Below are 13729 nucleotides of genomic sequence, written 5' to 3'. Positions count from 1 at the left end.
ACACCTCGCGCTTAAGTTTGTTTTATTTTACTACAAAATATTAATAAATAACATTCGCCACTTTTTATTTATATCTTTTTTAAAAAAATATTCTTGTTGAGGGAAGTAATCTTTTACTAATTTTTCTAAAGCCTTTTTTTGGTCATAGCCATGTTCAAAACATAAAATACCATCTTTTTTAACAATTTTCTGTCAATTATTAAAAATTTCCCGATAAAAATACAAACCATCAACATCGCCAAATAAAGCAACATGCGGTTCATAATTCTTAACGCGATGACTAATAATTTGATCATTTGGAATATACGGCGGATTGCAAACCAAAATATCCGTTTTAACATTATTTTTAATAAGTGGTTCTAACATACCGCCTTCCAACAAGGTAACATTCTTACAATTTAATTGCTTAATATTTCGTTTTGCCACTTTCAATGCTTCATTTGAAATATCACTAGCATAAATTGTTAAATCTTGATTTTCTAATCCTAAACTGATAGCAATTGCCCCACTTCCAGTTCCAATATCAATTAAAGTTAACGGTTTATTTACATTATTAAGCGAAATTTCATCAATTATAATATTGATGTTATCAACCAATTCCTCTGTTTCATATCGCGGAATTAAAACATTATAATCAACATAAAAATCATAACCATAAAAATTTTGGTAATTAGTAATATACTGAATTGGTTTGCCATTACGGTATGCTGTTAAATGTTGTCAATAATCATTAATCTTTAAATTAATTTTATCGTTTTTAATTGCATATAATTTTGCTAATGAGGTTTTCATAAAGAATGCTATTAAAATCTTAATATCGGCAAGATAATTAACATTATTGGAATATTTTAAATAATCCTCTGATTTTTGAATTAATTCATTAACTGTCATTAGTTTCCTTCCGTTCTCAATCTTTGTTCTTCGTTAATTAGTGCTATGACAATTTCATCTAAATTACCTTCCATAATTTGATCTAATTTTTGTAATGTTAAATTAATACGATGATCAGTAATCCGATTCTGGGGATAGTTATATGTTCGAATCTTTTCACTACGATCTCCCGTTCCCACAGCATCTTTTCGCAGTGTACCCCGTTCTTCGTTAATTTTTCGTTGCTGTTCTTTATATAGCTTGCTACGTAAATGTTTCATTGCTAATGATTTATTATCATGTTGACTACGACCATCTTGTGAAGTTACAACAACCCCACTTGGTAAATGGGTGATTCGAACCGCTGAATCAGTTGTATTAACGTGTTGTCCTCCGGCACCCGAAGCACGATAAGTATCAATCTTTAAATCAACTGATTTAATTTCAAAATCAACTTCTTCAATTTCTGGCAAAATAGCAACAGTTGCTGTTGATGTATGAACGCGACCTTTATTCTCTGTTTTTGGAATTCGTTGTACCCGGTGGGCCCCTGATTCAAACTTCGTTTTTGAATAAACTCCTTCGCCTTTAACCATAAATGAGATTGTTGAAAATCCCCCTGCTTCTGATTCATTAGCTTCAATTAACTCCACTTTTCAATGTTGTTGCTCCGCATACTTTAAATACATTCGATATAAATTACCAGCAAAAATATTTCCCTCATCCCCGCCAGCAGCACCACGAATTTCAAAAATAACATTCTTCTCATCATTAGGATCTTTTAATAATAAAATTACTTTTAATTCTGCTGTAATTTGTTCTTTTCTAATTTCTGATGATTTTAATTCATCTTTTACTAATTCAATTAACTCGCTATCTTTTTCAGTTTCTAAAATTAATTTCGCTTCATTAATATTATTTAAAACATTTTTATATTTTAAGTATAAAACAACCGTATCTTCTAATTGTGTTTGTTCTTTTGCTAAACTAGTTAATTTTTTCACATCATTAATTATTTCTGATTTCGTTAATTCTTCGTTAATTAAATTTCACCGCTTTAATATCGTTTCTAATCGCTCAATTGTTTTTTGGTTCATTTGCCCCGCCTCTTTTAAACACCTAATAATTATAATATATTTTAAATAATAATAATTAATTTAATCTATTATAAATAAAAAAATCATTATAATTAATAATTAATGATTTTTTCGCTTAATTTGAAATTAATTCTTGAAATTTTGGCAAATTATTTAATTAATCAACTAAAGTTAACCGATGTTAACAACTTTCAAATGTTTTTTAAATGGGAATATTTATTAATAATTCTTTGACTAATTTTAAAAACACTCCCATTTACAATCACATTATCATTATCTTTAATTAACAAATCTTCTAAAATAATAATTTTAAAAATTAATTAGTAAATTTTCAATAAAATAAGCTTTAACTTTTTTCACTGTTTTTGGTTTACTATTAATAATTAATAATAAAATACGATCCTACATTAAATCCTGCTTTTGTTAACATTTGGCTCCTTAAGTTAATATGTTACTTCATGACAATGACGACAACGAGCTTCATATTTATCTTTTTCTCCAATTAGAACAATTTGGTCACAATAATTAGCTGGCTTACCATTAATTAATCGTTGTGTCATGTTTGCTAAATTTCCACATTTAACACAAATGGCATGTAATTTTTTAACCTCATCGGCACGGGTCATTAATTGTTCAACATTAAGAAAAGGTTCACCCCGGAAATCTTTATCTAAACCATTAACAACAACAACCATCCTTTTGTCGGCTAAATAATCAGCAACTTTAACAATATTATTGTCAAAAAATTGGACTTCATCAATCCCGACAACATTTGTCGTAGGTTTAAGTTTGACTAATAATTCATCAGAATTATTAACCGATGTTGCTTCAACAGCTTTTTTACTATGACTCACAACTTGATTTTCGTTACAACGAAAATCAAGTGTTGGTTTAAAAACTTGAATTTCAAATTTAGCATAACTAAAACGAACTAACCGACAAATAAATTCCTCTGTTTTTCCAGCGAACATACAGCCAGCAATTACTTCGACCCATCCTGTTTGGACATTACTGTTTAAAAAATACATTAATTATTAACCCTCCATATATTTAATATTATTTTTAATAACATAACTTAAATCCTTTAAAACTTTTTCCAAATCTGCTCATTGGTAAATTTTTGCCCCACTTGCTAACTGGTGACCGCCACCATAATATTTTTCTGCGACACCATTAATAATATAAGCATTACTACAAATGCTAAGATTGATATAACATTCCGCTTTATTTTCAATTGCTCACATTCAAATTTTAAATTCTTTAATATTACTCATAATATTAACTCACGGCTTAACAGTTTCATAATTCATCGCATGTTCTTTTAGCATTTCGTTTGTTATTTTCACATAACTAATTTGATTATCATAAACAACTACTTGTGATAATAAATAATTTTTAAAACGAACATTAACCCACGAATCTTCATATAATTTTTGATAAACTGATTGTAAATCAAACCCAGTGGCAACTAATTGCCCCGCTAACATAAAAGTTTCTTGACAAGTTTTACTATACATAAAACGATTTGAATCAGTTACGATACCCGTAAAAATTAACCTTGCTGCTTGGTGAGTTACTGTTAAACTTGATGTTAAAATTAATTCAGCAATCATTTCTGATGCTGCAATTTTTGTTTCATCAATTCATTGTAAATCACCAAAAGGTGTAATATTAGGATGATGATCAATTTTAATTACTTCTTCGGCTTTTTGCCAATATTTACTATCAATTCGTTCAATATTCGCTGTATCAGTCACAATTACTAATGCTCCTTGGTAATCTTCTTGTTGAACAAGATTAGGTGTCGCTAAAAAAGCTAAAAAATCATTTGGTTCACCATCAACTAATACTTTTTTATTTGGAAAATTATCTTTAATAAACTGTGCTAATCCAAACGCTGAACCGTATGCATCACCATCTGGCGAAACATGACTTAAACAAATAATTGTTTGATACTCTTTAATTTTTTGTAAAATCGTTCCTTTTAAATCTTGCATTTATTTTCCTCACTTAAATATTAGCAACTAAATTACTATTAACTTTATCATAAACTAATAATGCTTGCTTTTCGAAATATATCGTTGTTATTCTTTTTAAATTTAATTCTTTTTCTGTCACTAATTTTTTAAAAAAAATATCATCATTAATTTCAAAAAAACAAACAATTGATTTAGCAATTTTTTTAATTGTTTTAATATGTCCTTTATATGCCAAATGTAAATCCTTATTAAAGTCTTTTGTTCTTTTAAATGTAATTAAATTTGGATTAATTGTTAATCAATATTCCTTTTTGTCAATTAATTTAATTCCTTTTGATAGTTTAATTTTAATTTTCTCATTTGCTAAAGTATTTTCTGTTGCCACATATTTCATTGCAAAAACATTTTCCGAACTATTATACATTGCTTTATATAATTCAATAGTATCTGGTGAATATTCAGCATGATATTTTGACATTAATTTATAATTATTATCTTTATCAAAAATTAATAACTGTGTAACATAATTTTTAATATTCTCAACATTTTTTGAGAAAACTAAAAAAGTTAATTGGGGATTATAATTTTTCAAATTCAATAAAATATCATTTAATTCATTTGCTTCATTGTGTGTTAAATTATCAAAAGTATTATGTAAAACAATTAATTCTTTATTACTTAAAATAGCATTGATTAACCTAATTTTAGTATGGTCAAAACTACTCAAATTTTTGGTAAATTTAAATCAATTCATTTTAATATCTAAATCACTCATTAATTTTTTAACTTCTTCAAAAGCTTGATTATAAACTGTCACAACTTTTTCACTTGCCTCAGCAATAGCAATTGAATTATCTTTTTCTCGCGGTTTTAATGTATTACCTAATAATTCCAAATGATATTTATGAAAAAATTCTAAAACTTTTCCTTTTACAATTGTTGCCTCATCTGGTAATAAATTGGCAATTAATTGTTCTTGCTTTTGATTATAATTAAATCATTGATCTTCTGACAATTTTGATCAATTAACAATATTTGATGAATTACTTTTATTTAAAATTCCTTTAATAATACTTTTACGTTTGATATCTTTCATAACCGCATTAACAACATTAAAACGGTATTTTTTAAACGCTTTACGCGCTTTAATTAACAAATAACGTTCATAAGTGATTTCCGTATGTAAAATTTTTAAATACTTCTCACAAACTAATTTAGCACCAATAAAGCAAAAAATTTTGTCTTTTAGTTTTCTTTTTTTAGCAATTTCATAACAATCACACAAATAATCTAAATCAGAAATATAATAAATTTTATCTCATAAAGCTTGTAAAAAAGCTAAATAACCTTCGTATACCCGAATCTCTTCGCGTTTATAAATATAAGTATGTAAACTTTGAATTATAATAGAATTTTTATCATCTTCTAAAATTTTACTAATTTCTTTTTTATGAAATTCACTAATTTGGGTTAAATAGGTTTCAATTCATTCTTCTTTAATTAGAATTGAATTATTGAAATATTCATTAATAATTTTATCTGTTTTTAAGATTAACTCTTGTTTGTTTAAATCATTACCAATAAAAACTAAATTTTTATAAAAATATTTATTTTTATTATATTTTAATGAACTATCATGTAAAAACTTTGGTGTTTTTAACATATAATAAGCTAAACATAATTTTGTTGGTAAAAAAGCCAATCTTAATGCCCCTGATGAAACATAACAAATTTTTTGTTCTTTTGGTAATAAAGCTGTAATATTCCGATTGTTTAAATAAATATTTCCACTACGGGGTTTTTTCTTCCCCAATAAAAGTTTTAAAAAATATGACTGTGAAAACTTATCTTCAAAACTAATTCCTAAAACTTCTTGACTATTAATATCAAAGTTTAAATCTGCAAAAATAACTTTTTTATACCGTTTATATTTTAAATTATTAATTTTTAATCCCATTAAAGCACCACGCTTCCAATCAATTTTATTATACCAAAATAAATACAACAAAAAGGTTGTATTTATTATTTAAGGATTTTGATTAATATCTTAAAATTGTTGAATAATATACCACATACCTTATTTAAGGTATATTAATTTTAATTTTATTGTCAATATGTTTTTGTATTTTTTTAAATTTTTCAACAACAAAAATACATTTTTATTAAAATTATTAAATTTATTATATAAAACTAATAAAAATATAAGTTTGATTGCAAATTATTATTTACAAAATTATTAACTGAATAATTAATTCTATTTTTCTAATGGTTAATTAGTATTAAATAAATTAATTTTATTTTTAAAATTCATCATACCGGTATTTAATTTATTTTTAATAGTTTTTTCATGATAAGTTAGTTGCATTTTTAATGCAAAGCACCCTTACAGTAATGTTGATATATCTCCATCAATATTACAACCAATATTATTACATAATGTTTGACTTATGACACCCTATTAATTATTTTTAATTAATGTAAATTGTCTCTTTTAATAATTTAATTTTGGCTTCTTTTATAAAAAAACTGTTTTCTAAACGTTATAATAACTATTCATATTTAGCAATAAGGTCGTATAAAAAAGATTTGGTTTTTGAAAAAAACGCAAAAATTGAATAAGAATAATAAAATAAAATTATTAATTTACTCAGAGAAAGAACAGCATCTTAAATTCTTAAAATAGAAACTTTTTATTGCAACTTTTTGTTGCCTTCTTTAAATTGTGTTACATATTTATTAAATATCTTAGAAATATTTACAAAGTGTACTTGTTTTTTCTCTAATTTTAAGGCGTTGTCCTTTCTTTGATACTATTTTTATAGTTAATTTTTAAATAACAAAATTTACTCCTTAATAAGATAGTTGATTTTGTTCTACTTTATCGTACATTATACTAATTTTTAAAATAAATTGTATTAAACATTTATTTTATTGGTGTTATAATGAAATTAAAATTGAAATTGAATAAAGCGCTACACTTCATAGTATAATTTACAACGTGCTTGCGTCCTTTCCATCTAACTGACGATAAGTTCTTCGAACTAAAACAATTATTAAATATAGATCCATATATAATATAATTAATTTTAGTAAGAAAAAAGTTTATTTTTTATAAAAAATATAAATAAAATAATTAAATAAATTTTTTAAAAGTTTGATTTATCAATATTTTAGATACATAATACTAATAAAAAATTTTTATACCAAAACCTAAACTTTTTTCTCACTACCTAATTAATCATAAATATTTTTTATTATGGTAATATCATAGTGATAATAACGATCAAACCCCGCCCGTTCAAACATAACTTGTAATCATAATAACTAATGTTACTAAATATAAAATAACTGTTGCTACTCAATGATAAGTGATAAGAACGATATTGCGCTGCTTGATTTTTTTGAGCAATAATCCCAATCCAAAATACTAACATAGTAATCGTAATATATGTTGTAACCGATAATTGAATAATATAATGTGGTTTTGTATTTTTAAATTTTGATTCAAATAAATACAAAAAAATATAAAGCCACAATATAATTAGTCTGAGTTGTAAAAAAAAGAATAATAATTAAAAATTCTTTCCCAACATCCTAAATAGACAAAATCTGGTTGCAAATAATAAGTTGCCCTAATTAAATCAAGTAGCAAAAATAAATTTATAACAATTAAAATACTAAGCCGTAAATAAAAATATACGCGATAATTTCATTTAAACATCTCAAAACTCCTTTAACCTAAAAGGTATAATATATATATAATATAAACTTTAGTATCTTTTAAATTAAAGTGCAAGGAATTATTTTTATTTTTATTTTTTACTAATTTATTGTTTTTAGTAAATTTAATTATATTTTTTAAAATTTTTTCTTTATAACATCAAAAGGTGATAAAATCATAACTAAATAAGGGGGATTTAAATGTTTAATTTTAACAATGAAAAATTAAATCAGTTGGTTGTAAATTACATTAACTATACCATTGACCCAAAACACGATAATGAGCAACAAAAAAATAAACTTGACAGTAGCCTTTTGTTTTATCAAATTGATACTCGTCAATTAAAAAATAGTATTAATATTGTTATTAGTTCGCATATAACAACATCAGAACAATTTGCTAGAGCTGGGGAAATTATTGATGAATATTATACAGAAAAAACACCATTTATTTGATATACAATTACGATTGACAATAATCAAGCGGAACGAACGTTTTTTGAAAAAAATGGATTAAATCATTTGCAAACAAGAACTGCCATGATGATGAATTTGAAAATTTTTACTATCAAAAATAAACAATTAGCAAATGAAAAATTTAATGAAATAACTGATCTTTCAATTTTTTGCAACAAAAAAAATGCAAAACTAACAACGACACCAAATCTTAAAATTATCACTGATGCTGAATTACCATTAAAGGATTTACCTACTTCGCAACCTAATCCCACACTAGATCAAGTTAACGATCTTTGTTACGCAGTAACATTAACTAAAGATGAAGCACCAATTACAACTGGGATTCTTTTTTTTGAAGCAACAATTGGTGTAATTAGGGTAGCTGACAGTGAAGATAATTCTGAATCAAAAGAAAAAATGTTAATTCATTTATTAAATAAAGCACAAAAAGCAAATTATGAAAATGTTGGGATTGTTGTCATTAAGGAACAAGTTGCTTGATATCAAAAAATAGGTTTTGAAGCACAAGATTTATTTTTCAACATTTATGCGTTGCATTATTCACAAGAATAATATAATTTTTATTTTTAAGTTATAATCCATTCCTAAGAATGATATAATGCTTATGAAACTATTATTTATATTTTATTGCAATTTTATTTACTTGCACTTAACTTTACAATTAGGCATTTGAAAAAAAGAAAGGAACAAAATGATAATAATATTATCGATATTAGAAATATTTACCATTTTTACAGTTAGTAACTTCAAATATAACAAATAATAATGAGCCCACCGCGCAAAACAATTGGATAAAAATTAGTTATTCAATAGAAGAACTAATTAATCAAATAACTTACGAACGAAATGAAAATTAGGTAGAACTAAATGAAAAATATCACCATTTACAAGAATATTTTAATAATAAAATAATAATATACATAAATCTTCATACTAAAGACAATCAAACGCAAACAATTTTATCAGCATTAAAACAACAATATCCAAAAGTAATAATATAAGAGCTTATTATTGAAATCCACGAAAGAAATGTTAGTCGTTTAATTCCCATTATTTATACAATTAATCGCGTTAAAAATGATTAATTGTATTATTTAAAACAAGATTTATGATATCAAAAAGCAATATTTACGACCCAATATAAACTTGGATTATAAAAAAGTTTTGTTAACAAAATAAAAGACAATTAAATTCCTTTCCCATAAAAAACAATAAAAACCCTTGTTAACGGGTTTTTATTGTTTTACTTCAAAATTAAAGAATGAATTAATTAGTAAAAGCAAAATCACGAACACTATAACGAGTTTTACCAGTGAAATCATTAAAATTATTTTTATAAGTAATAGTAATTGCTTTAAAGTTTTCAAGATCAAATTCAGCATTTAATCTTTCTGCTAAATCATTTCATACTACGCATTGAACTTCTTCGCCGTTATCTAAAACTCAAAATTCACATAAATCTCTTGTTTGTCCATCTTTACTAGTAACTGTTTTTAATTGTGGTTGTTTTGATGCTAGCAAGAATTTTACATCGTTAATAAATTGTTCATCTTTTTTATTAAATTTGTTGTGTTGTGGTCTATTATTATACATTCTTGTTGCCCTCCTTTCTTATTCAAATGAATACTTAAATCATACTTTAAATTTTAACTGAAAAAAAAGGAAGATTTATTAGATTGTCATATGAACAACAATATTATATCACTAAAATATTTTTAAAAAACGATTATTTTAGAAAATATTGTTATTTTTCTACATTATTTAGTAACAATATTATTATTAGAACTGATGAATTACTATCATAATTTAAAATAATTTTTCAATTACCTTCGCAATTCCATTATGGTCATTATCATCGGTCACTAAATCAGCAATTGTTTTAACATCAGTCAAAGCATTTCCCATTGCTACGCCAATGCCCGCTCACCGTAACATCGCTACATCGTTATGTTCATTTCCAAACGCCAAAACATTATTGGCTGTTAATTGATATTTTTCACAAATCTTGATAATTCCGGTTGCTTTATTAATTTGAAAACTGGTAATTTCTAACGACGAGCGATCACCACGAATTTCTTGTGAAATTTCAATCTTTCCTTCTCATTTCGCCACAAAACGATTCACATCAGAAGTATAGCTACTAATATAAATCTTATTAACATTAATATCAAAATTAGTAGAATATATGCAAGCCGTTACTTCATCTTTAGCTTCAGCAAAAGTTGCTAAATAATTTTTGGTTGTTGTATCATTGAACCCTTTACAATGCAATAACATCTTATTAAACGACGAATAATCAGCATCAAACATAATTAAGGTTTCTAAATCAAAGTTAATAACATCCAAATAAATTTCTCGTAATAATTTTTGATTCAAAAAATCACAAAATAAAAATTCTTTTGTTGCATTATTTGTTACAACTGAACCATTCAAACTAACTGTAAAATCATTATCATCAGTTAATCCTAATTTTTCTGCAATATCTTTACTTTGATATAATGGTCGGCCAGTAGCAATTACTAACTTAATATTTTTGCTAGCCAATTCTTTTAAAATCCGAAAAGTACGTGGAGACATTTCGCTGTTTGAATTCAAAGCTGTTCCGTCCAAATCAACAGCAATTAATTTAATATATGTCACAATCATTTTCCTCCTATATAATATAATTTTAATATATTTTATTAAAGTTCCAACATTTATTTTAAATAATGATTGTAGGATAATTAATTATAAACTAAAATTTTTATAATATTTTAGTTTATAATTAATAATTAAATAGTAAAACACCATGCATTCATTTGAATTAACGGTAAACATTGAAAAATATTTTTAAAATGGAATTTAGTTAATGTTCTCAAGCTGTCCCAACAAATGTAATGATGATTAACATTATATTTACTCACTGAAAAAATATTTTTTATTAAGAACATTATTACTCATTTTCAAAATTATTGACATATTTTGTTTTTTCTAATGTATAAAGGAATTTTGTTTTTAAACTACCATACTTACTTTTCATTACTAATAAGTAATCTTTATTCATAATTTATCACCCCATAATCTACTTATTCATCTTCTAAATAGTCAGTTATTAAACTTTTAATCTAATCAATTTCATATCATTTTAAATTTAAGTTAAATTTGTTGGCAATGAAATATTACCAAACGTTGTTCTTAATTACCAAATTTAAGATATAAATTTAAATTCTCAACTCATATCATAATCATTATCAATTTGTGTATAAATAATATCTTTATTACTAATTTTTAATGCTTTATTATTAATTTATTTTTAATTTAATAATCACTAATACAGTATAATATATTATATTTCCTAATAATTATTTTTATAGTTGCTCAATTTTCATAAGTAATATCATTAAGTTACACTGGATAAATTATAAGCATTAATTTATTTAATTTATTAATTGTTTTTTTATATTTAACTTTTTGATATAACATCTTCGCGGTTTTGCACATTTTCTCTAATTTGCTTTGCTTAATTATTAAACTGATTTAAGATATTTTCTGATATTTATTTACTTAAACCTTATTCGATTAATTGCTCTTTTTAAGTGCCATTTTATAAACTCCTCTTTTTTTATCCTTGTTCGATTAACAAGTCGGCGTAAACTCTTTTTTACGGAAAAAGATTAAACCTATAAATTAATTATATACTAATAGTTTATAATTAAAATACTTTTTATAAACTAATACTAAACAATTACAAACAAAAAAACACAGCACATATAAATATATATAAAATAATATAAATTAATATTAATATATTTAATTTATAATCTAGCCCTTAAAACACGTAATAATGGTTATTTTTAAAAGATAAAATTTTAAAATAATTCATAATTTTTCTTGCATATATATATATATATATATAATAATGAGTATTTATAAAAAGTTTCAAGATAAAAGAAAAGGAGAAAAACAATTATGAAAAAATACTTAGTTTATTAAATGTATTAACAATTAGCAGGAGTACGGCACCAACAACGATTGCTGCTAGTTATTATCAAAAAAATTAAATAGTGAAATTAATTACCCACAAAAAAATAATTTAGAAAATTTAAAAAGAGATAAAAGACAGCGAGGTGCTGTTGTATGAGCGACCGCAGCAACAACTGGAATAGCATATTATGTTAAAAAAGTGTTGTAGCAAAAGATATTGTTGATGCAACATCTAAACATTGTTATAATCAACAACAAGATTATCAGAATTATGGTTGATTTGGTGGCGATGGATAATATTAAAAATATATAAAAATGGAAATAAATTTTTATTTTCATTTTTAATTAAAGTATAAAAAAACAGAAAGAATATTTTATATGAAAAAATTATTAAGTATAATATGAACAATATCATTAGTAGGAATAATAAGCATAATAAGTTTAGTTGCTTGTAATAAACCACCACAATATAATGAAGATGAATTAATACAATTAAAAGAAAAAAACAATATAAAAATAAAAAATGGTATTTTAGAATGAATAGCACCACAAGAAAAACCGTTTAGTGAAATTGGAAATAATAAATATTATTTTATTTTATGAAGAGGTTTAAAAACAGATAAATGAACATTAAAAAAATATAAAGATGTTGGCTTAGCCAAAGATAATACTCTAATAGATACATCATATAATAATGCAAAACTTCATAGAGTAAGTCATGATTTACAAACTATTGCAGAAAGAGAATACAGTAGCTGGTGTACACCTTTCGGTTTTAATGATAAAGATGATGGATCTCATTTTAAATCAATATACCGTTGAAATTTATATACACAAGAACCTAATTTAATTTTAGATGAAAATAGTAATGTAAAAGTTAAAGGAGAATAAAAAATAGACATTAAATCTATTTTTTTATTTTGGCTTAATTGTAATTTTAATATCATAATTAGATATATTTATAATATTATGTATTTCTACATTATTTGTATTAAATATTATATTTCCATTTTCTGATTTAGGAAATGCTGATGTCCCCATATAATAAATATTTCCGTAACCCCCGACCCCCATAAATTTAGGAATAACATTTTTTAAAATTATATTTGAAAAAAGTGATATTAGTTCAATTAAAAGGTACTTTAAAAACTCTTTAATACCCTTGAGAAAATGATAAAAATATAACAATAGATGTTTCTAACCAAAACGTTTTAGGAATTATAAATAAAAGTAAAAACCCTATTAAAATTTACAATTAAGCCAAAATAAAAAAAATAGATTTAATGTCTATTTTTTATTCTCCTTTAACTTTTACATTACTATTTTCATCTAAAATTAAATTAGGTTCTTGTGTATATAAATTTCAACGGTATATTGATTTAAAATGAGATCCATCATCTTTATCATTAAAACCGAAAGGTGTACACCAGCTACTGTATTCTCTTTCTGCAATAGTTTGTAAATCATGACTTACTCTATAAAGTTTTGCATTATTATATGATGTATCTATTAGAGTATTATCTTTGGCTAAGCCAACATCTTTATATTTTTTTAATGTTCATTTATCTGTTTTTAAACCTCTTCATAAAATAAAATAATATTTATTATTTCCAATTTCAC

The 13729-nt window shown here is 24.1% G+C and carries 10 protein-coding genes and 1 pseudogene; 2 read left to right on the top strand and 9 right to left on the bottom strand.

What is annotated here, in order from left to right; all coding sequences use genetic code 4:
* Positions 1 to 30: 30 nt before the first annotated feature.
* The 6 genes from prmC to ACE38S_RS00030 all read right to left on the bottom strand — a co-directional run bounded on the left by prmC (position 31) and on the right by ACE38S_RS00030 (position 7355).
* On the bottom strand, positions 31 to 891 hold the full coding sequence (gene prmC / locus ACE38S_RS00055) for a peptide chain release factor N(5)-glutamine methyltransferase (protein ID WP_374695802.1): 861 nt from the start codon (positions 889 to 891) through the stop codon (positions 31 to 33).
* Positions 891 to 1967 carry a peptide chain release factor 1 gene (gene prfA / locus ACE38S_RS00050; protein ID WP_374695801.1) on the bottom strand — a complete coding sequence of 359 codons (1077 nt, stop codon included), beginning with the start codon at positions 1965 to 1967 and terminating at the stop codon, positions 891 to 893. Before prfA ends, prmC begins: the two co-directional genes overlap by 1 nt.
* 443 nt (positions 1968 to 2410) lie before the next feature.
* The gene (locus ACE38S_RS00045) at positions 2411 to 2995 is read right to left on the bottom strand and encodes a thymidine kinase (protein WP_374695800.1); all 585 of its coding nucleotides are present in this window, start codon (positions 2993 to 2995) and stop codon (positions 2411 to 2413) included.
* 6 nt (positions 2996 to 3001) lie between these two features.
* A complete protein-coding gene (locus ACE38S_RS00040; protein WP_374695799.1) occupies positions 3002 to 3964 on the bottom strand; it encodes a DHH family phosphoesterase in 963 nt (320 codons plus the stop codon).
* A gap of 13 nt (positions 3965 to 3977) precedes the next feature.
* Positions 3978 to 5903, bottom strand: coding sequence for a hypothetical protein (locus ACE38S_RS00035; protein ID WP_374695798.1), 1926 nt, complete (start codon positions 5901 to 5903; stop codon positions 3978 to 3980).
* Positions 5904 to 7172: 1269 nt separating this feature from the next.
* On the bottom strand, positions 7173 to 7355 hold the full coding sequence (locus tag ACE38S_RS00030; protein ID WP_374695797.1) for a hypothetical protein: 183 nt from the start codon (positions 7353 to 7355) through the stop codon (positions 7173 to 7175).
* 512 nt (positions 7356 to 7867) lie between these two features.
* Here ACE38S_RS00030 and ACE38S_RS00025 point away from each other — a divergent pair.
* Positions 7868 to 8698: a hypothetical protein gene (locus ACE38S_RS00025; protein ID WP_374695796.1), complete on the top strand. Its 831-nt coding sequence runs from the start codon at positions 7868 to 7870 to the stop codon at positions 8696 to 8698.
* A 714-nt stretch (positions 8699 to 9412) separates the two neighbouring features.
* On the opposite strand, the gene ACE38S_RS00020 is transcribed toward ACE38S_RS00025, so the two are convergent.
* Together ACE38S_RS00020 and ACE38S_RS00015 are read right to left on the bottom strand one after the other, a co-directional pair.
* Positions 9413 to 9739 carry a hypothetical protein gene (locus tag ACE38S_RS00020; RefSeq protein ID WP_374695795.1) on the bottom strand — a complete coding sequence of 109 codons (327 nt, stop codon included), beginning with the start codon at positions 9737 to 9739 and terminating at the stop codon, positions 9413 to 9415.
* 213 nt (positions 9740 to 9952) lie between these two features.
* Positions 9953 to 10786, bottom strand: coding sequence for a Cof-type HAD-IIB family hydrolase (locus ACE38S_RS00015; protein ID WP_374695794.1), 834 nt, complete (start codon positions 10784 to 10786; stop codon positions 9953 to 9955).
* 1701 nt (positions 10787 to 12487) lie between these two features.
* Between ACE38S_RS00015 and ACE38S_RS00010 the strand changes: the two genes are divergently transcribed.
* Entirely contained in the window at positions 12488 to 13000 is a 513-nt protein-coding gene (locus ACE38S_RS00010) for a hypothetical protein (protein WP_374695793.1), read from the top strand.
* A 403-nt stretch (positions 13001 to 13403) separates the two neighbouring features.
* Here the strand turns inward: ACE38S_RS00010 and ACE38S_RS00005 are convergent.
* A pseudogene (locus ACE38S_RS00005) lies at positions 13404 to 13729 on the bottom strand (hypothetical protein); the annotation flags it as partial.

It is taken from the genome of Spiroplasma endosymbiont of Polydrusus formosus (genome assembly GCF_964263245.1).
Taxonomy (GTDB): Bacteria; Bacillota_I; Bacilli_A; order Mycoplasmatales; family Mycoplasmataceae; genus Spiroplasma.
Note: the sequence above shows the minus strand (reverse complement) of the source record. Positions and strands in the feature narration are given on the sequence as shown.